Annotated in this window: 24 protein-coding genes; 18 read left to right on the top strand and 6 right to left on the bottom strand. The window is 60.2% G+C overall.

Annotated elements, in window-relative coordinates; genetic code table 11:
- Positions 1–191 precede the first annotated feature (191 nt).
- The 5 genes from EI969_RS02575 to EI969_RS02555 all read left to right on the top strand — a co-directional run bounded on the left by EI969_RS02575 (position 192) and on the right by EI969_RS02555 (position 2,722).
- Positions 192–554, top strand: a complete 363-nt coding sequence (locus EI969_RS02575) for a CidA/LrgA family protein (RefSeq protein ID WP_160385784.1) — start codon at positions 192–194, stop codon at positions 552–554.
- Positions 551–1,267, top strand: a complete 717-nt coding sequence (locus tag EI969_RS02570) for an LrgB family protein (protein ID WP_046041674.1) — start codon at positions 551–553, stop codon at positions 1,265–1,267. The genes EI969_RS02575 and EI969_RS02570 overlap by 4 nt, the downstream gene beginning before the upstream one ends.
- A 10-nt stretch (positions 1,268–1,277) precedes the next feature.
- A complete protein-coding gene (locus tag EI969_RS02565; RefSeq protein ID WP_160385783.1) occupies positions 1,278–1,868 on the top strand; it encodes an LON peptidase substrate-binding domain-containing protein in 591 nt (196 codons plus the stop codon).
- Between the two features lie 117 nt (positions 1,869–1,985).
- Positions 1,986–2,150 carry a hypothetical protein gene (locus EI969_RS02560; protein ID WP_160385782.1) on the top strand — a complete coding sequence of 55 codons (165 nt, stop codon included), beginning with the start codon at positions 1,986–1,988 and terminating at the stop codon, positions 2,148–2,150.
- Between the two features lie 203 nt (positions 2,151–2,353).
- The gene (locus EI969_RS02555) at positions 2,354–2,722 is read left to right on the top strand and encodes a hypothetical protein (RefSeq protein ID WP_160385781.1); all 369 of its coding nucleotides are present in this window, start codon (positions 2,354–2,356) and stop codon (positions 2,720–2,722) included.
- Between the two features lie 341 nt (positions 2,723–3,063).
- On the opposite strand, the gene EI969_RS02550 is transcribed toward EI969_RS02555, so the two are convergent.
- Together EI969_RS02550 and EI969_RS02545 are read right to left on the bottom strand one after the other, a co-directional pair.
- A complete protein-coding gene (locus EI969_RS02550; protein ID WP_160385780.1) occupies positions 3,064–4,380 on the bottom strand; it encodes a bifunctional DedA family/phosphatase PAP2 family protein in 1,317 nt (438 codons plus the stop codon).
- 193 nt (positions 4,381–4,573) lie between these two features.
- Positions 4,574–5,272 (bottom strand): DNA-3-methyladenine glycosylase, encoded by a 699-nt coding sequence (locus EI969_RS02545; RefSeq protein ID WP_160385779.1) that lies wholly within the window; start codon positions 5,270–5,272, stop codon positions 4,574–4,576.
- A 189-nt stretch (positions 5,273–5,461) separates the two neighbouring features.
- Between EI969_RS02545 and EI969_RS02540 the strand changes: the two genes are divergently transcribed.
- The 13 genes from EI969_RS02540 (at position 5,462) to EI969_RS02480 (ending at position 18,040) form a co-directional block, all read left to right on the top strand.
- Positions 5,462–6,733, top strand: coding sequence for a glutamate-5-semialdehyde dehydrogenase (locus EI969_RS02540; RefSeq protein WP_160385778.1), 1,272 nt, complete (start codon positions 5,462–5,464; stop codon positions 6,731–6,733).
- A 1-nt stretch (position 6,734) separates the two neighbouring features.
- On the top strand, positions 6,735–7,424 hold the full coding sequence (gene nadD / locus EI969_RS02535; protein WP_160385777.1) for a nicotinate-nucleotide adenylyltransferase: 690 nt from the start codon (positions 6,735–6,737) through the stop codon (positions 7,422–7,424).
- Positions 7,425–7,496: 72 nt separating this feature from the next.
- The gene (gene rsfS, locus EI969_RS02530) at positions 7,497–7,991 is read left to right on the top strand and encodes a ribosome silencing factor (RefSeq protein WP_110658309.1); all 495 of its coding nucleotides are present in this window, start codon (positions 7,497–7,499) and stop codon (positions 7,989–7,991) included.
- Positions 7,992–8,000: 9 nt separating this feature from the next.
- Positions 8,001–8,468 carry a 23S rRNA (pseudouridine(1915)-N(3))-methyltransferase RlmH gene (rlmH, locus tag EI969_RS02525; RefSeq protein WP_003185785.1) on the top strand — a complete coding sequence of 156 codons (468 nt, stop codon included), beginning with the start codon at positions 8,001–8,003 and terminating at the stop codon, positions 8,466–8,468.
- Between the two features lie 10 nt (positions 8,469–8,478).
- Positions 8,479–10,374, top strand: coding sequence for a penicillin-binding protein 2 (mrdA, locus tag EI969_RS02520; protein WP_160385776.1), 1,896 nt, complete (start codon positions 8,479–8,481; stop codon positions 10,372–10,374).
- A gap of 31 nt (positions 10,375–10,405) precedes the next feature.
- A complete protein-coding gene (rodA, locus tag EI969_RS02515; RefSeq protein WP_160385798.1) occupies positions 10,406–11,509 on the top strand; it encodes a rod shape-determining protein RodA in 1,104 nt (367 codons plus the stop codon).
- A gap of 17 nt (positions 11,510–11,526) precedes the next feature.
- Positions 11,527–12,537: a lytic murein transglycosylase B gene (gene mltB, locus EI969_RS02510; RefSeq protein ID WP_160385775.1), complete on the top strand. Its 1,011-nt coding sequence runs from the start codon at positions 11,527–11,529 to the stop codon at positions 12,535–12,537.
- Positions 12,537–13,547, top strand: a complete 1,011-nt coding sequence (locus tag EI969_RS02505) for a septal ring lytic transglycosylase RlpA family protein (protein ID WP_160385774.1) — start codon at positions 12,537–12,539, stop codon at positions 13,545–13,547. Before mltB ends, EI969_RS02505 begins: the two co-directional genes overlap by 1 nt.
- Positions 13,548–13,730: 183 nt before the next feature.
- Positions 13,731–14,888 (top strand): D-alanyl-D-alanine carboxypeptidase family protein, encoded by a 1,158-nt coding sequence (locus EI969_RS02500; protein WP_160385773.1) that lies wholly within the window; start codon positions 13,731–13,733, stop codon positions 14,886–14,888.
- Between the two features lie 83 nt (positions 14,889–14,971).
- Positions 14,972–15,247, top strand: a complete 276-nt coding sequence (locus EI969_RS02495) for a DUF493 domain-containing protein (protein ID WP_103396544.1) — start codon at positions 14,972–14,974, stop codon at positions 15,245–15,247.
- Positions 15,247–15,894: a lipoyl(octanoyl) transferase LipB gene (lipB, locus tag EI969_RS02490; protein ID WP_160385772.1), complete on the top strand. Its 648-nt coding sequence runs from the start codon at positions 15,247–15,249 to the stop codon at positions 15,892–15,894. Before EI969_RS02495 ends, lipB begins: the two co-directional genes overlap by 1 nt.
- 25 nt (positions 15,895–15,919) lie before the next feature.
- Positions 15,920–16,918: a lipoyl synthase gene (gene lipA / locus EI969_RS02485; protein WP_160385797.1), complete on the top strand. Its 999-nt coding sequence runs from the start codon at positions 15,920–15,922 to the stop codon at positions 16,916–16,918.
- Between the two features lie 171 nt (positions 16,919–17,089).
- On the top strand, positions 17,090–18,040 hold the full coding sequence (locus EI969_RS02480) for an LD-carboxypeptidase (RefSeq protein ID WP_160385771.1): 951 nt from the start codon (positions 17,090–17,092) through the stop codon (positions 18,038–18,040).
- A gap of 117 nt (positions 18,041–18,157) precedes the next feature.
- On the opposite strand, the gene EI969_RS02475 is transcribed toward EI969_RS02480, so the two are convergent.
- The 4 genes from EI969_RS02475 to lptE all read right to left on the bottom strand — a co-directional run bounded on the left by EI969_RS02475 (position 18,158) and on the right by lptE (position 21,597).
- Positions 18,158–19,480, bottom strand: a complete 1,323-nt coding sequence (locus EI969_RS02475) for a lytic murein transglycosylase (protein ID WP_160385770.1) — start codon at positions 19,478–19,480, stop codon at positions 18,158–18,160.
- 60 nt (positions 19,481–19,540) lie between these two features.
- Positions 19,541–19,705, bottom strand: coding sequence for an alternative ribosome rescue factor ArfA (gene arfA, locus EI969_RS02470; protein WP_160385769.1), 165 nt, complete (start codon positions 19,703–19,705; stop codon positions 19,541–19,543).
- 209 nt (positions 19,706–19,914) lie between these two features.
- The gene (holA, locus tag EI969_RS02465; protein ID WP_160385768.1) at positions 19,915–20,952 is read right to left on the bottom strand and encodes a DNA polymerase III subunit delta; all 1,038 of its coding nucleotides are present in this window, start codon (positions 20,950–20,952) and stop codon (positions 19,915–19,917) included.
- Between the two features lie 39 nt (positions 20,953–20,991).
- Positions 20,992–21,597 (bottom strand): LPS assembly lipoprotein LptE, encoded by a 606-nt coding sequence (lptE, locus tag EI969_RS02460; RefSeq protein ID WP_160385767.1) that lies wholly within the window; start codon positions 21,595–21,597, stop codon positions 20,992–20,994.
- Between the last annotated feature and the right edge of the window lie 66 nt (positions 21,598–21,663).

Raw genomic sequence — 21,663 nt, 5'->3', positions numbered from 1 at the left:
GACTCTCCTTGGGTTCATCGGTTTTATAGTTTTGGCTTGTGGGGATTTAACCTCCCGGCTTACCACTTTAGATCAACATGGCCAAAGGCTGCGGTCAACTGACCATGCTTTTGGCGAATGCCGGTCTATAGCGCGAGCATGCTTATAATGCCCGGCCAATGCGGGTGACGGATTTTTGCGGGAGATCTTTTATGTTGTTACGGGGCCTGACGTGGCTGGTGCTTTTCCAATTGCTCGGCACTGCAATCAATCATTTGTTCTTGCCGGTGCTGCCGGGGCCGATTGTGGGGTTGCTGCTATTGCTGATCTACCTCATCTGCCGCGGGCAGGTCGGCGAGCCGCTGAACCTGGCGGCCGGCAGCCTGCTTCGTTACCTGCCGCTATTGCTGGTGCCGCCGGCCGTGGGCGTGATGGTCTACGCCGCAGACATCGCGGCGGATTTCTGGGCCATTGTCGGCGCGCTGGTGTTGTCGCTGCTGCTTTCGATGGCCTTCGCCGGGGTGTTGATGCAGCGTATGGTCAAGCGTCACGCTCACTCCGAGGACATCCAATGATCTTCGACTGGCACGGCGCCTGGACGTCGGTGATTCACCATCCGTTGTTCGGCATCGGTATCACCCTCGGCGCTTATCAGCTTGTTCTGGCAGCGTTCGAGAAAACCCGCTGGATCTTTTTGCAACCGGTGCTGGTCTCCATGTTGCTGGTGATCGGCGTGCTGGTGGGTTGCGGTCTGACTTACGCCGAGTACCGCAAGAGCACCGAGATTCTCAGCATCCTGCTCGGGCCGGCCACTGTCGCCCTGGCGGTGCCGCTTTATCTCAACCTGCGACGGATTCGGCAGTTGTTCTGGCCGATATTTACTACGCTGGTGATAGGCGGGGTGGTGGCCACGGGGATGGGCGTGTTGCTGGGCTGGTCGTTCGGTGCCGAGCACATGATCCTGATGACCATGGCACCGAAGTCGGTGACGTCGCCGATTGCGATGCTGGTGGCTGAACAGATCGGTGGGGTCGCAGCGCTGGCGGCGGTGTTCGTCTTGATTACGGGTGTGATCGGAGCGATCTTCGGTCCGGCCCTGTTGACCCGGCTGGGCGTGCACAGCCCGGAAGCCAGGGGCATGGCACTGGGCATGACGGCCCACGCGGTCGGCACGGCGGTGGCGATGCAGGAAAGTGAAGAGTGTGGCGCCTTCGCGGCGCTGGCGATGAGCCTGATGGGTGTGGCCACGGCGGTTTTCCTGCCGCTGGCGGTGTCGATGGTGGTGTAAGGAAATGTCTATGAGTCTGCCGCTTTTTCCGTTGAACACAGTGCTGTTTCCAGGCTGCATCCTCGACCTGCAGATTTTCGAAGCGCGCTATCTGGACATGATCGGGCGCTGCATGAAACAGGGCGGCGGTTTCGGCGTCGTGTGCATTCTCGACGGCGAAGAAGTCGGGATCGCCCCGGCCGGCTACGCACTGGTGGGCTGTGAAGCGCTGATTACCGATTTCAAGCAACAGGACAACGGACTGCTGGGAATTCGGGTTCAGGGTGGGCGGCGTTTCCATGTATTACGTACGGAAATCCAGCGCGATCAGTTGACTGTCGCCGAAGTCGAGTGGCTGGAAGACGATCCGGAGCAGCCATTGCAGGATGAGGACGCCGACCTGGTGGCATTGCTCAGGGCCCTGGCAGAACATCCGATGGTCGAAGCATTGAACATGGGCACTGAAGCGACCGGGCAACAGTCGCTGGCCAACCAGTTGGCTTACCTGCTGCCTTTCGCCGAACTGGACAAGATCGACCTGCTGCAACTCGATGATCCGCAGCAACGACTGGATGCGATTCAGGCGTTGCTGGATGAGTTGCAGGGCGAGTTGTTCGCCTGAGCAGCATTTGGAAAATATTGTGCTGGTTTGCCTGTATTGCTTAACGGCGCAGGTGGATCTAGGTTGTGGCTGCCCGTAAGAAGCGGGCGACTTGATTTACTAAAAGGATTTAACGTCATGACCATTTACGAACACGAACGCTCTATTTGGGAAGCAGCCGTCGTTGGCTATTTGCTCAAGCATACCAGTTACGGCCAGCCCTTCGCAGATACCGCTGAAATTGCAGGTCAGTTGGCCGATGCGTTGATTCTTGAGCAGCGTAAACGTCAGTGGGCTAACTAAATTTTAGTTTAAAAAAACCCGATCGATTGATCGGGTTTTTTTATGGATGGATGAGTCGTTTTTCGAATGCTCAGTCTTTCTGATTGGCCTTTGTATTGATTTTTAATAAGTCGATGGGGTGGTGTGCATTGAATGGTCAAATGTAGGTGGTTATATTTGCTCCGCCTGCATGAGGCAGGTATTGCATATATAAGGGATTATTTATGAAGTATTTAAGTGGCGGTGAGCGTACGTTGTGGGACTTTTGTTTTTCCCGGATCATGGTTCGGTATGTGTTCCCAAATGCCCCGCAGAATGAAGTAGAGTTCGCGGCAGACTCGGCGTTGAATGCGGCGAATGCATTGATCCTGGTGCGACGCTCGGGTTTGAATGGCGGTCGCGACAACTTTGAGCAGCGGCTCTGGGATGATTATGCGGGAGAGGCGATGATCAAGTTTTCTACGGAAGTTCGTTGGAAGTTTGAAGATTATGTCGTCGTCGCTGGCCAGGTTGCGAAGCAAGCCGATACGGCCATTGTAAAATATCGTGGTGTTGAAGACTCGGATTTACCAGATTTCCCGTTCGGTGGCTAAGGCTTAATACATTGTCGGCATGCGCTGTTGATTGATGTAATGGCGGCTCTTGATTGAACTTACGTCGTTGGGTGAATCGTCCAAAAGTTGTTTGTCGGGTATTCTTTTAAAGTTCGCAGCTTTTGGCAGTATCTGTAAGGCCTATGAGTTGCTTGTGCGCAATCCAGCCGAGCGCAGTGCCGAAGTTCGTGACAATCTCCCGGATTTAAAATAATCACTGGTTGTTTTGCGTTCGTGGTCTGTTGTCCATATTGAAGATAAGGTACTGCTTGTAAAAATAATCCCGGTCGGTTCGAGCGGGATTATTTTTTTGGCGATTTGAGGTTGGCGCAGAAACTCTTTTAATAGGCATACCGCAACATCGTATGCGGCAAATGCCGTAACACGAAGAAGCCGAACAAGGCCGCCAACGCCGGCAATACCAGCCACCAGACCTTGGGTGGCAAGGCGTTGAGCGGTTCCTTGTGCTGGATCAACCACAGACTGGCCGCACAGACACATGCCGCCAGCATCGCGCCGGCCATGACATCGCTCGGCCAATGCGCGCCGAGATATACCCGCGACAGGGAGATAGCCATTGCTGGCAGGCAGCCCACCAATAACCAAGTCAGGCGCATCCGCGGCGGCTGTCCGCGGCCCGCCAGTACGGCGAGGGTCAGGAACAGCGCAAAAGAGCCCGACGCATGGCCGCTGGGCATGCTGTAGCTGGTCAGCGGATCGCTCAGCACTTCGGGGCGCACGCGGGCAAAGAACTGTTTGGTCGCGGTGTTCGCCAATGCGGTGCAGAGCAGGGTGCTTGCGGCGAAAATCGCCGGGCGCCATTGACGCATCAACAAAAGCAGGCCGGTCAGTAGCGCGCTGAATAACAGCATGTTGCGGAATTCGCCGATCAGCGTGAAGACTACCGCCACCTCATCGAGCATCGGGCTGCGATGTTCCTGCACCAAGGTCATCAAACCTTGATCGAGGGCGTTCAGGTATGGGTAGCCGATGAACAGCCCTGCCAGAAGGAGAAAGCTCATGCCGGCGATTATTGATGTGGCCCGACGATGCTGGCGCAGGCTGCTGGTGGCGCTCAACCCGACCATCACGGCAATGCTGCCGGCAACGATACCTGCCTGAAGCCAGAAACCTTCGGGCAGCGGCAATCGAATCGCCGCGCCGGTAGCCCAGCCTGGCAGCAGATAAGCCACCGACCAACCCGCACCGGCCAGCAGACTGACGGCGATGAAGCGTGGAAAGGGCATATCGCACATGCCCGCGACCATCGGCAGCATTGGCCGCAGTGGTCCGATAAAACGGCCGACCAGCAGGCTGGCGATGCCATAGCGCTGGAAGTAGGCCTCGGCCCCGGCAATCCATTCCGGGTGATGGCGCAAACCGGGCAGACGCCGGATATTCTGATGAAAGTGGCGTCCAAGGAAGTACGAAACCACGTCGCCCAACACGCCAGCGAGAAATCCCAGCAGCAAGGTTTCACTCAATGGCAACGCACCGCTGCCGGCCAGCACGGAAACGGTAAACAGCAAAATCGTGCCGGGGACGATCAGCCCGGCAATCGCCAGGCATTCGACAAAGGCCACCAGAAATATTGCCGCCGCCAGCCATTGCGGGTTGACCGTCAACCACCCGGTCACGCTATCGAGCCATGGGCCCATAAAAACCACTCCATCTAATGTTCAATTGCTTCCAGGGGATAAGTGCAATTTTGAATGCGCCACTGACCCTTGTGGGAGCGGGCTTGCCCGCGAAAAGGTCTTTCAGTCGATTTTGACGTCGCCTGATACTCCGCCTTCGCGGGCAAGCCCGCTCCCGCAGGGAATTTCTGTTTGCATCAAGTCTGGGTCAATTTCAGGACAACAAAAAATAATCGCGACCTTCGACTTGCCCGCGACGCAAGGGGTTGCGCGTGCAGTGAGCAGCGTAGGCGCCGTCGACGAAGCGGTACATCAGCTGCTCATCGCGCCCGTGGGGGATGCCCAGACGGGTAGTCTGGATGATGTGCGCGGGTATCTGGCCGACGTGCTCTACCAGCAGCACTTCATGATCGAAGCGTTTGGCGTCCCACACCGGCACTTTCAGGCCCAGCGCCTTGCACAGCAGGGTTTGCCCGGCGCACAGCTTTTGGGACGGGCGAGGGTGGCCTTGGGCGTCGGGATTGTTCAACAGCATCTGCGCCAGGCTGGCCGGCCCGCTCAACTCATCGATCCACGGGTAGGCGGACTTGATCAGCACGGCGTTACCGGGCCCTTGGGCGCTGAAGTTCAGCGAATCTCCGCCGCGGGCGTAGTACATATAGATGTGGCCACCATCCAGAAATAAAGCCTTACGCTTTTCCGTGTAGCCGAGGGACGCGTGGCTGCCTTTTTCCGCGCAGTAATAGGCTTCGGTCTCGATGATCCGCGCGCTGAGCCACAGGTCGCCGACGCGATGGCGAATGACTTTGCCGAGTAAATCCCGGGCCAGAACTTGGGCGTCACGGTCGAAAAACGCATCCGGGAGGCCCGTGGGCAGGCTCATGGCGGACGCTCGAACAGTCAGGTTGGACATGATGATCGGCGTTTATCAGGGCTGATTGAGTCGTGATGATAACAATTTGCAGCTTAATCCCGGCTGAACATCGGCAAATACCCCTCCATTTCGACCATCCGCCCGTCACCGCTGTTAGTCCCGGGACGCGACAGCTATAATCTGCCGCTTTACTCTTTACCAAGACCTAATCAAAGACCACTCCAGACCATGACTGAGTCCGTTCTTGACTACATGACCCGCCTGGGTCGCGCTGCCCGCGAAGCTTCCCGCGTGATCGGCCGTGCCAGTACCGCGCAGAAAAACCGCGCCCTGCAGGCCGCCGCCAATGCGCTGGACGCTGCCCGTGTCGAGCTGACAGCGGCCAATGAGCTGGATTTGGCCGCCGGTCGTGCCAATGGTCTTGAGCCGGCCCTGCTTGAACGGCTGGCGCTGACGCCGGCGCGTATCGACGGCATGATCGTCGGCCTGCGTCAGGTAGCAGCGCTGCCGGACCCGGTCGGCGCGATCCGCGACATGAGCTTCCGTCCGTCCGGTATTCAGGTCGGCAAGATGCGCGTGCCATTGGGCGTGATCGGAATCATCTACGAGTCGCGGCCGAACGTGACCATTGATGCAGCGAGCCTGTGCCTGAAGTCCGGTAACGCGACCATCCTGCGTGGCGGTTCCGAAGCGATTCATTCCAATCGCGCCATCGCCGCCTGCATTCAGCGCGGCCTGGCCGAGGCCGATCTGCCGGCCGCGGTGGTGCAAGTGGTCGAAACCACGGATCGCGCTGCCGTCGGTGCGCTGATCACCATGCCTGAATACGTCGATGTCATCGTGCCCCGTGGCGGCCGTGGCCTGATCGAGCGCGTCAGCCGTGATGCGCGAGTGCCGGTGATCAAGCACCTGGACGGTATTTGCCACGTTTACGTGAGCGAACACGCCGACCTGGCGAAAGCCCAGCGCATTGCGTTCAACGCCAAGACTTACCGCTATGGCATCTGCGGCGCGATGGAAACGCTGCTGGTCGATCAAACCATTGCCAAGGATTTCCTGCCGGAGATGGCGGCCCAGTTCCGCGAAAAAGGCGTCGAACTGCGTGGCTGCGAGCGCACCCGGGCAATCATCGATGCGCTGGTCGCGACTGAAGAAGACTGGAGCACCGAGTACCTGGCGGCGATTTTGTCGATCCGTGTGGTCGACGGACTGGACCAGGCCATCGAGCACATCAATCACTACGGTTCCCATCACACCGATTCGATTGTCAGCGAACATCAGGGCGACACCCGGCGTTTCGTGGCTGAAGTCGACTCCTCGTCGGTGATGATCAATACCCCGACGTGCTTCGCCGATGGCTTCGAATACGGATTGGGTGCCGAGATCGGCATTTCTACTGATAAGCTGCACGCCCGCGGCCCGGTGGGTCTCGAAGGACTGACCTGCGAGAAGTACATCGTGGTCGGCGACGGGCAGTTGCGCGGACAGGAGTCGGTCTGACTTGGGCGACTTCGACCCGTCAGCCCCGGTCACCGTCAGCGAGCCAGCCCCTCGCCGCATTGGCGTGCTGGGCGGAACGTTCGACCCGGTGCACATCGGCCATTTGCGCGGTGCGCTGGAAGTCGCCGAAACCCTGGCGCTCGATGAGCTGCGACTGACACCCAGTGCCAGGCCGCCCCATCGGGATACGCCGCAGGTGTCGGCCAAAGACCGTTTGGCGATGGTCGAGTGCGCGGTGGCCGGTGTGGCGCCGTTGGTGGTGGACGCCCGCGAATTGCAGCGGGACAAACCGTCCTACACCATTGATACCCTGGAACTGATGCGCGCCGAACTGGCCGCAGATGACCAGGTTTTTCTGCTTTTGGGCTGGGACGCTTTTTGCGGCCTGCCCACTTGGCACCGCTGGGAAGAGTTGCTCCAGCATTGCCATATCCTGGTGTTGCAACGCCCGGATGCCGACAGCGAACCGCCGGATGCCTTGCGCAACCTGCTGGCAGCGCGCTCGGTGAGCGACCCGCTGGCCCTCAAAGGGCCGAGCGGACAGATTGCATTCGTCTGGCAGACACCGCTCGCGGTATCCGCCACCCAGATCCGTCAACTGCTGGCCAGCGGTAAGTCGGTACGTTTCCTGGTGCCCGACGCGGTCCTGGCCTACATCGATGCGCACGGTCTCTACCGTGCGTCGAACTGAATAGGAGTGCTTCAAGGCACGTGGCAACAACGTGTATCGAAGCCCCGAACATACGAGCAAAACGAGTTTTATATGACGAGCAACAACGAAACCAAAGTAAAACGCAAAGGCACGTTCAAGAGCGCTCCGCTGCCTGAGAAAGTCCTCGCTGCCGAGCCGCCTAAAGGCGACGAGCTGGTCAAGATCGCCGTAGCCGCCCTGGAAGACGTCAAGGCCCAGGACGTGCTGGTCATCGATGTTCGCGACAAGCAGAGCATCACCGACTACATGATCATCGCCACCGGTACCTCCAACCGTCAGATCGGCGCGATGCTGGACAAGGTTCGCGAAGCCGTCAAAGCCCTGGGCATCAAGCCACTGGGTGAAGAAGGCAAGGGCGACAGCGACTGGGTACTGCTGGACATGGACGACGTGATCGTCCACATGATGACCTCCAACGCCCGTCAGTTCTACGACCTGGAGCGTCTGTGGAAAGGTGCCGAGCAGAGCCGTGCGGCCGATGGCAAGCACCACAGCCCTGAAGTTGGTCACGAGCACTTCAACAAGCTCAACAAAGACCAGGAATAAGGGACCGCTGTGCGACTGCGACTGATCGCCGTCGGTTCACGCATGCCTAAATGGGTGGAAGAAGGCTGGCATGAATATGCCAAGCGTCTTCCGTCCGAATTGGCGCTGGAACTGGTGGAAATACCGCTCAATACCCGTGGCAAGAACGCCGACGTGGCCCGTTTCATCCGCCAGGAAGGCGAAGCCATGCTGGCCAAGGTCGGGCCGAACGAGCGGATAGTCACTCTCGAAGTCCACGGCAAGCCCTGGAGCACCGAGCAACTGGCGGTCGAACTCGATCGCTGGCGGCTGGACTCGCGCACCGTCAACTTCATGGTCGGCGGCCCCGAAGGGCTGGCGCCGGAAGTCTGTGCGCGGGCTGACCAGCGCTGGTCGTTGTCGCCGCTGACCTTGCCGCACCCGCTGGTGCGGATTTTGATCGGCGAACAGTTGTACCGTGCCTGGACCGTGCTGTCCGGTCACCCTTACCACAAGTAGTTCTGCCCTCATGTCCCAGCCGATCCGCATCAAGGACCACGAAAAAGACGCCCGTCTGGTGCGTGGCCGCGTCGTGTTCGGGGCTATTGCAGTGGTGGCGCTGATTGGCGTGCTGATTGCGCGTCTGTATTTCCTCCAGGTGATCCAGTACGAGTACCACTCGACCCTGTCGGAAAACAACCGTGTCCATGTGCAGCCGATTCCGCCGCCCCGTGGGCTGATTTTCGACCGCAATGGCGTGGTGATCGCCGACAACCGGCCCAGCTTCAGCCTGAGCATGACGCGCGAGCGCTCTGGCGATTGGCAGCAAGTGCTCGATGTGATCGTCCAGGTGCTGGAGCTGACGCCTGAAGATCGGGGCATTTTCGAGAAGCGCATGCGCCAGGGGCGCCGGCCGTTCGAGCCGGTGCCGATCCTGTTCGAGCTGACCGAAGAGCAGATCGCGCGAATTGCCGTGAACCAGTTCCGCCTGCCAGGCGTGGAAGTGGTCGCGCAATTGGTCCGTCACTATCCGCAGGGTGCGCATTTTGCGCACTCGGTGGGTTACATGGGGCGCATCAACGAGAAAGAGCTCAAGACTCTGGATCCGGTGAGTTACAGCGGCACCCATCAAATTGGCAAAACCGGCATCGAGCGTTTCTACGAGCCGGAGTTGCACGGGCAGGTGGGTTACGAGGAAGTCGAAACCAACGCTCGAGGCCGCGTTCTGCGGGTGCTCAAGCGTACCGATCCGATTCCCGGCAAGGACATCGTCCTGAGCCTGGACATCAAATTGCAGGAGGCTGCCGAAGCTGCACTCGGCGGTCGCCGTGGCGCGGTGGTCGCGCTGGACCCGAAAACCGGTGAAGTCCTGGCGATGGTCAGCCAGCCGAGTTTCGATCCGAACCTGTTCGTCACCGGGATCAGCTTCAAGGCCTATTCCGAGCTGCGCGATTCCATCGACCGGCCGTTGTTCAACCGCGTGCTGCGTGGCCTGTACCCGCCGGGTTCGACCATCAAGCCGGCAGTGGCGATTGCCGGACTGGACGCGGGCGTGGTGACAGCGTCGTCGCGGGTGTTCGACCCCGGCTACTACATGCTGCCCAACTACGATCACAAATATCGCAACTGGAACCGGACCGGCGACGGCTTTGTCGACCTCGATACGGCGATCATGCGCTCCAACGACACCTATTTCTATGACTTGGCCCACAAGCTGGGGATCGATCGGTTGTCGGCCTACATGACCAAGTTCGGTATCGGTCAGAAGGTCTCTCTGGACATGTTCGAAGAATCCCCGGGGTTGATGCCGACCCGCGAATGGAAACGTGCGACCCGCCGTCAGGCCTGGTTCCCGGGTGAAACGCTGATTCTCGGGATCGGCCAGGGCTACATGCAGTCGACCCCGTTGCAACTGGCCCAGGCCACCGCGCTGGTGGCCAACAAAGGCGTGTGGAACCGTCCGCACCTGGCCAGGACCATCGAAGGCGAGAAGCCGGTGGACCCTAACCCGATACCAGACATCATCCTGCGTGACCCGTCGGACTGGAACAAGGTCAACCACGGCATGCAGCAGGTAATGCATGGTGCCCGCGGTACGGCGCGCAAAGCCTCGATCGGCGCGCAATACCGAATTGCCGGCAAGTCGGGTACGGCCCAGGTGGTCGCGATCAAGCAGGGTGAAAAGTACGACCGCTCCAAGGTCCAGGAACGTCACCGTGACCACGCCTTGTTCGTCGGCTTCGCGCCGGCCGATGACCCGAAAATCGTGGTGTCGGTGATGGTCGAGAACGGCGAATCCGGTTCCGGCGTCGCAGCTCCCGTGGTGCGTCAGGTCATGGACGCCTGGCTCCTGGACCAGAACGGTCGGTTGAAGCCCGAATACGCCAGCCCTATCAGTGCAGAGGCTACCGCCCGTGATGAATAACTTCGATCGCATGCTCTCCAGTGAGGATGTGATGCGTCGCCGTGCGACGCTGCTGCAACGCCTGCACATCGACGGACCGCTGCTGATCCTGCTGTTGACCCTCGCCGCGGGCAGCCTGTTCGTGCTGTATTCGGCCAGTGGCAAAAGCTGGGATCTGTTGGCCAAACAGGCCACGTCGTTCGGCATCGGCCTGGTGTCGATGATCGTCATCGCCCAGCTCGAGCCGCGATTCATGGCACGCTGGGTGCCGCTGGGTTATGTGGTCGGGGTGATGCTGTTGCTGGTGGTGGACATCATGGGCCACAACGCCATGGGCGCCACCCGCTGGATCAACATTCCCGGCGTGGTGCGCTTCCAGCCCTCGGAATTCATGAAAATCCTGATGCCGGCGACGATTGCCTGGTACTTGTCCAAACGCACCTTGCCACCCCAGCTCAAGCACGTGGGCGTCAGCCTGATGTTGATCGGCGTGCCGTTCATTCTTATCGTGCGGCAACCGGACCTCGGCACTTCGCTGCTGATCCTGGCCGGTGGCGCCTTCGTGCTGTTCATGGGTGGCCTGCGCTGGCGCTGGATCCTCAGCGTATTGGCCGCCGCCGTTCCCGTGGCGATTGCCATGTGGTTCTTCATCATGCACGACTACCAGAAGCAGCGGATCCTGACCTTCCTCGACCCGGAGAGCGATCCACTCGGTACGGGCTGGAACATCATCCAGTCCAAGGCCGCCATTGGCTCCGGCGGTGTGTTCGGCAAGGGTTGGTTGCTGGGCACCCAGTCGCACCTGGACTTCCTGCCGGAAAGCCATACCGACTTCATCATTGCCGTACTGGGTGAAGAGTTCGGCCTGGTAGGGATCTGCGCGCTGTTGCTGATCTACCTGCTGTTGATCGGCCGCGGCCTGGTGATTACCGCCCAGGCGCAGACATTGTTCGGCAAGCTGCTCGCGGGCAGCCTGACCATGACGTTTTTTGTTTATGTTTTCGTCAACATCGGTATGGTCAGTGGCCTGTTGCCGGTGGTGGGGGTGCCGTTGCCGTTCATTAGCTACGGAGGAACTTCGCTGGTGACGCTGCTGTCAGCGTTTGGGGTTTTGATGTCGATCCATACCCATCGCAAGTGGATCGCGCAGGTTTGAATAAGGTGAAGATTTCAATGCAAGCAATGCGTGGCTGGGCGACTCGATACGCGCCATGGGTCGGCCTGGTAAGCATCCTTGGCACAATGCAGGAAGCATTGGCCGGCGACTACGAAGGCACCCCCCAGGTGGCCGAGTTCGTCGGTGAAATGACCCGCGACTACGGTTTCGCCGGCGAACAATTGATGGGCGTGTTCCGCGAAGCCGAGCGCAAGCAGTCGATTCTGGACGCCATTTCGAAACCCGCCGAACGCGTCAAGCAGTGGAGTGAATATCGCCCGATGTTCATCACCGATGCGCGCATAGCCCGGGGGGTGGATTTCTGGCGTCAGCATGAAGCAGTGCTGGCCCGTGCCGAGCAGGAATACGGCGTGCCGGCCCAGGTGATTGTCTCGATCATCGGCGTTGAAACCTTTTTCGGCCGTAATACCGGAAATTTCCGGGTGATCGATGCCTTGTCGACCCTGGGTTTCGACTATCCTCCCCGTGCCGAGTTTTTCCGCAAGGAATTGCGTGAGTTCCTGCTGCTGGCCCGTGAAGAGCAGGTCGATCCGTTGACGCTCAAAGGTTCCTACGCCGGCGCAATGGGATTGCCGCAGTTCATGCCGAGCAGTTTTCGCGCCTATGCGGTGGATTTCGACGGTGATGGCCATATCAACATCTGGACCAACCCGGACGATGCCATCGGCAGTGTCGCCAGTTACTTCAAGCGTCATGGCTGGGTCGCCGGCGAACCGGTGGTCAGCCGCGCGGATGTCCGTGGCGATCAGGTCGACCAGGGTCTGACCACGGGAATCGAGCCGACGAAAACCGTCGGGGAGTTGCGAGCCCTGGGGTGGTCAAGTCATGATGCGCTGCGCGATGATATGCCGGTTACCGCTTTCCGCCTGGAAGGCGACAATGGCCCCGAATACTGGATGGGCCTGAAGAATTTTTACGCAATCACGCGTTATAACCGCAGCGTGATGTACGCCATGGCCGTACATCAACTGTCTGAACAGCTGGTCCAAGCACGGGGCGTCAAGTAATGCGGGCATTGCCTATCAAAAAACCCCTGAAGCTGATGGCGTTCGCCGCGTTGACAGTGCTGGTCGCCAGTTGTTCGACCAGTCGTGCGCCGGCCCAGAAAACCACCACCACCGCCGTGCGCGCGACGCCCGGGCTGGACATCAACCGTGCTCACAAGGATGGCGCGCCATGGTGGGATGTCGATGTCTCCCGCATCCCGGACGCCACGCCAACCCTGCATACCGGCCCGTACAAGGCCGCCCCGTACTCGGTATTGGGCAAAACCTATTTCCCGCTGCAAGAATCCAAGACCTACGTGCAGTCGGGCACTGCGTCCTGGTACGGCACCAAGTTTCACGGTCAGAACACCGCCAACGGCGAAGTGTATGACCTGTACGGCATGAGTGCGGCGCACAAGACGTTGCCACTGCCGAGTTACGTTCGGGTGACCAACCTGGACAACAACAAGAGCGTGATCCTGCGAGTCAACGACCGCGGGCCGTTCTACTCGGACCGGATCATCGACCTGTCCTACGCCGCCGCCAAGAAGCTCGGTTACGCCGAAACCGGCACGGCGCGGGTCAAGGTCGAAGGCATTGATCCACAGGCGTACTGGGCCGCCAAAGGCCGTCCGGCACCATTGATGCTCAACGAGCCGCAAGTCGCGCAGAATAGCGCCCCGGTGATCACGGCTTCGGCCGGTACCGTCGAGCAATGGACACCGCCGCCGCAGCAACACGCCGCCGCTGTGGTGCCGGTGCAGATCGATGCCAAAAAGAACGCGTCTGCGGCAGCCGCTGGCCAGTATCTGCAGGTGGGCGCGTTCGCCAACCCGGACGCTGCAGAGCTCCTGAGGTCGAAGCTCAGCGGGATGGTGAGCGCTCCGGTGTTCATCAGTTCGATCGTGCGCAATCAGCAGACCCTGCACCGGGTTCGCCTGGGGCCGATCGGATCACCGGGTGAGATCCAGCAGGTACAGAACAGTGTGCGCCTGGCCAATCTCGGTTCGCCAAGTGTTGTGACTGAGTAATACGTAGGACTTGATTGACGGTTCATCTGCGGTTTTGGGGGGTGAACCAGGTTGTTGGCTCGTTGAAGAACAAAAGCCCGGCAAGGGTTACTGAGTGAGCAGCTGAACACGCGATGACTCGTTAGAAAGTCATCTGATTAGTTTTGCCTTCGGGCAGTTTCCATTAGCGATTTCGAGAGACGGATGAACATCACCACCTTTGCCAAACGCCTGTTCCTGCTAGTCCCGCTGCTCCTCTCACCAGCCGCCTTCGCGGTCGAGATGATGCCGTCGCCACCGCAACTGGCCGCCAAGGCCTATGTGCTCATGGATGCCAGCAGCGGCAACGTGCTGGTCGAGAACAACGGTGACCAGCGTCTGCCGCCGGCCAGCCTGACCAAGCTGATGACCGCGTACATCGCGACGCTGGAAATCCGCCGTGGCCAGATCGGCGAAAACGATCCGGTGACCGTCAGCGAGAACGCCTGGCGTACCGGTGGTTCGCGGATGTTCATCAAGGTCGGCTCGCAGGTCACCGTCAGCGACCTGCTGCACGGCATCATCATCCAGTCGGGCAACGACGCCAGCGTCGCGCTCTCCGAGCACATCGCCGGCAGCGAAGACGCCTTCGCCGACATGATGAACAAAACCGTTGGCGACCTGGGCATGACCAACAGCCACTTCATGAACCCGACCGGTCTGCCGAACCCTGAGCATTATTCGTCGGCTCACGACATGGCTGTGCTGGCGCGCGCGATCATTCACGAAGACCCGGCTCACTACGCGATCTACTCGCAGAAAGAGTTCTTCTGGAACGGCATCAAGCAGCCGAACCGCAACCTGCTGCTGTGGCGCGACAAGACCGTCGACGGCCTGAAAACCGGCCATACCGACGAAGCCGGCTACTGCATGGTGTCCTCGGCCGTGCGTGATGGCATGCGCCTGATCGCCGTGGTGTTCGGCACCAGCAGCGAAGTAGCCCGTGCCGCCGAAACCCAGAAGTTGCTGACCTACGGTTTCCGTTTCTTCGAAACCCAGACCTTCTATCAGAAGGGTACCGAACTGGCCCAGGCACCTGTCTGGAAAGGCGCCACCAACCAGGTCAAGGCCGGCCTGGCGCAAGACCTGACCATGACCCTGCCTAAAGGCCAGCTGAAAAAGCTCGCCGCCAGCATGACCATGAACCCGCAACTGGTTGCGCCAATCGCCAAGGGTGACGTGATCGGCAAAGTCGAAGTCAAACTGGAAGACAAGGTGGTGCACAGCGCCGACCTGATCGCTCTGGACGGCGTCGAAGAGGGTGGTATCTTCCGTCGCATGTGGGATAGCATCCGTCTATTCTTCTACGGCTTGTTCAACTGATAGTGTGCTCCTGCAAGGCCCCGTGCTGATCCGGCGCGGGGCTTTGCCGTCGCCACGGCTTACGCTTACGAGGCCGTTACGCCATGACCGATACCGAAGTAAAGGCGCCAAAGATCGAATTTCCCCAGGTTGATTATCCGGTTAAGGTGATCTGCGATACGGGCGCTGGCAACAAAGACAAGATCATCGAAATCGTCAAGAAATACGCAACCATCAACGATGAGCGTGTCGATGAGCGTCAAAGCAGCAACGGCAAATACACCACCATTCAGTTGCACATAGTCGCGACCGATCAGGATCAGCTGTACAACATCAACAGCTTTCTGCGGGCTACCGGTTTCGTGCACATGGTGCTGTGATGTCCGGCACGCTGGGCTTTCGCGAACTCGGCCAGATGGCGTACGAGCCGGTCTGGCATGCCATGCAGCGCTTCACCAACGAACGTGGCAGCAATGCCGCCGACGAAATCTGGTTGGTCGAGCACCCGCCGGTGTTCACCCAGGGTCAGGCCGGTAAGGCTGAGCACTTGTTGTTGCCGGGCGATATTCCGGTGGTGCAGGTCGATCGCGGTGGTCAGGTGACTTACCACGGCCCGGGCCAACTGGTGGCCTACCTGCTGCTGGACGTGCGCAAGTTGGGTTTTGGCGTACGTGATCTGGTGACCCGCATGGAGTCATGCCTCATCGAGCTGCTGGCCAGTTACGGTGTGACCGCCGCGGCCAAGCCCGATGCACCGGGTGTCTATGTCGACGGGGCGAAAATCGCCTCCCTGGGTCTGCGGATCCGCCACGGCTGTTCCTTTCATGGCCTGGCCTTGAACGTGGACATGAACCTGGAACCGTTTCGACGGATTAATCCCTGCGGCTACGCCGGGCTGGCGATGACCCAGCTGAGCGATCACGCAGGATCGATTGAATTTGCCGAGGTAAGTGCCCGGCTGCGCGCGCAGCTCGTCAAACACCTCGACTATGCTGAGCAGACGACCCTGACGGGCGGAATCGACTGATATGACTACTGATGCAGTGCAAACCATGATCCCGACGCTTGATGTCACCGAGCGCCCGGCCCCGCGTCCCAAGGTTGAAGCCGGCGTCAAGCTGCGCGGCGCCGAGAAGGTTGCACGCATCCCGGTGAAGATCATTCCGACCACCGAACTGCCGAAGAAGCCGGACTGGATTCGTGTACGCATCCCGGTTTCGCCGGAAGTCGACCGCATCAAGGCCCTGCTGCGCAAACACAAGCTGCACAGCGTGTGCGAAGAAGCGTCCTGCCCGAACCTGGGCGAGTGTTTCTCCGGCGGCACCGCGACCTTCATGATCATGGGTGACATCTGCACCCGTCGTTGCCCGTTCTGCGACGTCGGCCACGGCCGTCCGAAGCCACTGGACGTCAACGAGCCGGAAAGCCTGGCCATCGCCATCGCCGACCTGAAACTCAAATACGTCGTGATCACCTCGGTAGACCGCGACGACCTGCGCGACGGTGGTGCCCAGCACTTCGCCGACTGCATCCGCGAAATCCGCAAGCTGTCGCCGAATGTGCAGCTTGAAACCCTGGTCCCGGACTACCGTGGCCGCATGGACATCGCGCTGCAAATCACCGCCGCCGAGCCGCCGGATGTGTTCAACCACAACCTGGAAACCGTGCCGCGCCTGTACAAGGCTGCGCGTCCGGGTTCGGACTATCAGTGGTCGCTGACCCTGCTGCAACGCTTCAAGCAGATGATGCCGCACATTCCGACCAAGTCCGGGCTGATGCTGGGTCTGGGCGAGACCGACGAAGAAGTCATCGAAGTCATGAAGCGCATGCGCGAGCACGACATCGACATGCTGACCCTCGGTCAGTACCTGCAACCGTCGCGCAGCCACTTGCCGGTGCAGCGCTTCGTGCACCCGGACACCTTCGCCTGGTTCGCCGAGGAAGGCTACAAGATGGGCTTCAAGAACGTTGCCTCGGGTCCGTTGGTACGCTCCTCGTACCACGCCGACGAGCAGGCCAAGCTGGTCAAGGCCGAGCTGATGTCGTCCTGATCGACGTAATGAAATGAAATGCGCCCGCACGGTCTTTTGCCTTGCGGGCGTTTTTTTGCCTGGGCTGCGGCAACGGCCATTTTTCCTGCAACCTGCGGGGCAACGTTTCTCTTCTGTTTGTCCCCGTTCCTGACTACTGTGTGCTGAAGATTTACGCAGGGAGATTCACGGATGACCGCTCGACCGACCCACACCCTTTGCCCTCACGCGCCCGTACCGGCACTGCCGTCGGAAGGTGTGATAGGCGTTATCGCACCTGCCGGTCCCGCGCCGCTGGACACCGACAAGGCGGTGCAATGGATGCGTGCCCGGGGTTATTCACTGAAAGTGTTTCCCGGGGTCTACGAGAAGGACGGCTACCTGGCCGGCAGCGATGACGTGCGGCTCAATGACCTGCACGGTGCGTTCGCGGATCGAGAAGTCGATGCCATCATCTGCCTGCGCGGCGGCTACGGCACGCCCCGGTTACTCGATCGTATCGATTTCAAATTGCTGCGCGATAACGCCAAACCGTTCATCGGCTACAGCGACATCACCGCATTGCATTTGGCGATCAGTTGCTATGCCGGCTTCGTGACATTTCACGGTCCGTTGCTCAATGCCGACCTGCTGGGTGACAAGCAAATACCTACGGAGTCTTCCTTCTTCAACATGCTGAGAGGGCAGGTGAGGGCAGGCACAGTGCTGGCGCATCCGGTCGCCTACCCGTTGACCACAATCGAGCCGGGCGTGGCCCATGGACGCTTGCTGGGGGGCAATCTGGCCATGATTGCCGCAACCATGGGCACGCCTTACGAAATTGACGCCGAGGGTGTCATTCTGTTGATCGAGGACATCAACGAGCCGCTGTATCGCATTGACCGGTTGCTGACCCAGCTGCGATTGGCAGGCACGTTGCACAAGCTGCGCGGGGTGCTGGTCGGGGATGTGGCGGGGGTGGAGGTGGCGGCGCTGGATCGGTTGCTTAAGCAGACCTTCGCGCCATTGAAGATTCCGGTGCTGTCCGGGTGGCGCAGTGGGCATTGCGATCCGAACCTGACGTTGCCGATGGGGGCATTGGTGCGCTTGGATGCGGGGAGCAAGGAGTTACTGTTGGAGCAGGATGTGGTTGTCAGGCACTAGATTTTTATCGCCTGTTAGTCAGTCATCGCGGGCAAGCCCGCTCCCACAGGTTCAGGGGCGTTCACATGATTTGTGTACGACGCGAACACTGTGGGAGCGGGCTTGCCCGCGATGCTTTTAGCGGCTGCGCAATCCTTCCAGCAACTTGTGCGTCGGATACCCGTCCGCCGGCCAGCCAAACGACTGCTGGGCGCTGCGGATCGCCTTGCGGGTGTTGGCGCCGATGATCCCGTCGGCAGTGCCGGCGTCGTAGTTTTGTGCGCTCAGCAGGTTCTGCAACTCGATCCGCTCGGTACGGCTCAGTGGCAGGTCATCCTTTGGCCATGAGCCGCTGATCAGGCCAGCGCCATTGAAGCGCTCGGACAGCAGGCTCACACCCAAGGCGTAGGACGACGAGTTGTTGTACTTGAGGATCGCCCGGAAGTTATCGAGCACCAGGAACGCCGGGCCACGGTAACCGGCCGGCAACAACAGGGCAGCGGACAATTGCTCCGAGCCGGCCGGGACCTGGCCACCGTTGGGCAGGGAAATGCCCAGTTGCCGCCATTCGGCGACGCTCTTGCGAATCGTACCGTCGGCCAGCAGGTAGTTGAACCCGCTCGGCAGCTGGACTTCAAAGCCCCACGGCTGGCCTCTCTGCCAGCCTGAGCTTTGCAGGTAGTGCGCGGTCGAAGCCAGGGCGTCGGCCGAGCTGCCCCAGATATCGCGGCGTCCGTCACCATCGAAGTCCACGGCATGGGTGTTGTAGGTGGTCGGGATGAACTGGGTCTGGCCCATGGCGCCGGCCCAGGACCCAAGCATCTTCTCGGGTTCGATATCGCCTTGTTGCAGGATCTGCAGGGCGGCAATCAATTGCGCGTGGGCGAAACCGGGGCGACGGCCTTCGTAGGCCAGGGTCGCCAGCGAGTTGATCACCGACTTGTTGCCCTGGAACTGGCCAAAGTTGCTTTCCATGCCCCACACGGCCACCAGCGCCTGACGATCAACGCCGTAACGCTGCTCGATGCCCTGCAGGACGTCGGCGTACTGATTGATCAGTGACTGGCCTTTGCGTACCCGCAGCGGCGACAGGGCGCCATCGAGGTATTCCCACACTGGTTTGGCGAATTCCGGTTGGCTGCGATCGGCACGAATTACGCTGGGGTCAAAGCTGACATTGGCGAAAGCGCGGTCGAACAGATCGGCGCGGATACCGGCGGCCAGGGCATCATTGCGGAAACCCGCCTGCCATTCGGCAAAGGTCTGGGTTGGCTGGATGTCGAGGTTCTCACCCGTCGGAACCACAGGCGGAACAATGGCCGGGGCGGTGGCGACAGGAGAAGTCTGAAGCGGCTGAGCGTCGGCTGCGGTCGGTTTTTCCGCACAGGCGACAAGCAAAACAAGGCTGGAGGCAGCGATCAATTGGCGTAGATGCCAACGACGGGGAAGACAAAAGGGCATGCACGGGTCCAGGAAATACGAATCAGGTACAGACCTTACCATGTCGAAGGGGGTTGTGCTTTACGCAGCCAGAAAGTAAGAAGCCTCCCAGCTGTCAGACTGGAAGGCTTCGCGGCGGTAACTGCCTTTGCCCTTGGCCGGGCGTTCCCGGCGGCTGCGGAACAATGGCTGGGCGATGATGGATTTGGCCTTGTTGGGGCCATGCTTCGATGGCTTTTTGCTCATGGTGACTTCTCGCAAGTGAATGGATTTTGCGAGGCGAATCATCGGCCGAAGTTGAAAGGCTGTCCAGCCCCGATGTCTGTCTGAAAAAGCGCCGCTCCTTGTAGGAGCGAGCTTGCTCGCGAAGAACCTGAGCGCACCGCGTTAAACCAGAAAGCCAGCGTTATCGTTAACGACCTTCGCGAGCGAGCTCGCTCCTACAGGGGGAGATTTTACTCAGCGGGCAGGGATAAACGCTGGCCAGCCATCAACAGCGTCAACCGGCTCAGGCTCATCCACGGCGAGCCGGCAGCCTGGCCCTTGATCTGCGCGTCGATGCGTTGCGCTTCCAGCAGCAGTTGCGCCCAGCGCTGTGCCGAGTAGCGTTGCAGCGCTTTGCTCATCAAGGGTTTGCGTTTGTCCCAGACCGGCGGTTTGGCCTGACTGAAGGCCTTGTCCAGCGGCGTACCCTGGCTGTACTGCAGCGAAATGTTGGCCAGCAGGCGCAACTCCCGGGCCAGCGCCCAGAGGATCACCGGCGGTTCGACGCCTTCACCGCGCAAGCCTTCGAGCATGCGCAGTGCGTGGGCCGCTTCGCCGTTGAGCACCGCATCGGTCAGGCCAAAGACGTCGAAGCGCGCACTGTCGGCTACCGCTGCCTGCACGGTTTCAACGGTGATCTGACCGCCTTCGGCCATCAGTTTGAGCTTTTCGATTTCCTGGGCGGCAGCCAGCAGGTTGCCCTCGACCCGGGCAGCAATCAGTTCAACGGCATCCTGGCTGGCGGAAAGCCCGGCTTGGGACAAACGCTGGCGGATCCAGCTCGGCAACTGGCTGACATCGACCGGCCAGATCTGCACGAACTGGGTCTGCTGCCCTTCGACCAGCGCTTTGCCCCATTTGGTTTTCTGCGCGCTGCCATCGAGCTTCGGCAAACTGATCAGCAGCACGGTGTCGTCGGCTGGACGCGAGCAGTACTCGATCAGCGCGGCGGCACCCTTGTCGCCGGGTTTGCCGGAAGGCAGACGCAGTTCCAGCAGGCGCTTTTCGGCGAACAGCGACATGCTGGCACCGGCTTGCAGCAAGGTCCCCCAGTCGAAATTGGCGTCAGCGGCAAAGACCTGGCGTTCATCGAATCCCTGCTGGCGGGCGGCGGCACGAACAGCGTCGGCCGCTTCCTGGCACAGCAGCGGGTCATCGCCGCTGATGATGTAGACCGGCGCGAGGGCACCTTGCAGGTGTTTGGCGAGTTGGGCGGGGGCGAGCTTCATAAGAAAGGGCGAACGGGGCGCCTGGGCGCCCCGTAAGTCTTACTGCTGCGGCAGTTCGACAGGCGACTGGCGCGGGGTTTCCGCTTCAGCCTTTTGTGCCGCTTCCAGCGCCGCGGCGTCAGCCTTGGCCTTGGCTTCGGCGGTCTGCTGCAACTGATCCAGTTGGGCCGGGGTCAGTTGCTCCAGGCGCAGCATCATGCGTTGAACCATCTCCCGGCGGCCTTCTTCCCTGGCTGTTGCGGCTTCCTGATCGGAGCCCACCAGGTTGTTGCCGTCGTGCATATAGATTTTCTGCACTTCAAGCTTGTCGCTCAGCAGTGGCAGATCGCCACGGCCACGGATGTCGTAGCTCAGCACGGTGGTGATCTGGTACTCGCCAGCACGACCGGCACCTGCGTAGCTGATGATGCGCTGGTTTTCCTGTTCATTGGTCAGGATCAGCTTGTAAGGCGCGCCGGTATAGACCTTGACGCCGCTGCCTTCCAGGACCTGGCGCAGTTGGGTCACGGTCGGACCGTAGGCGTTACGGGCGCTCAGGTCGAGTTCCTTGATCGCCAGTTCGTTGGTGCCGGTGCCGCGCAGCTGGAAACCGCAGGCGCTCAACAGAACCGCGAGGCCCATCACCAGCAAGTTGCGTTTGATCATTGTGTTGCTCCCCTTGAAACCATGTGGGCCGGTCATGCGGCCCGAAAGGTTTTATTCGGCGCCAGG

The organism is Pseudomonas sp. PB101 (assembly GCF_009764265.1).
Lineage (GTDB): Bacteria > Pseudomonadota > Gammaproteobacteria > Pseudomonadales > Pseudomonadaceae > Aquipseudomonas.
Note: the sequence above shows the minus strand (reverse complement) of the source record. Positions and strands in the feature narration are given on the sequence as shown.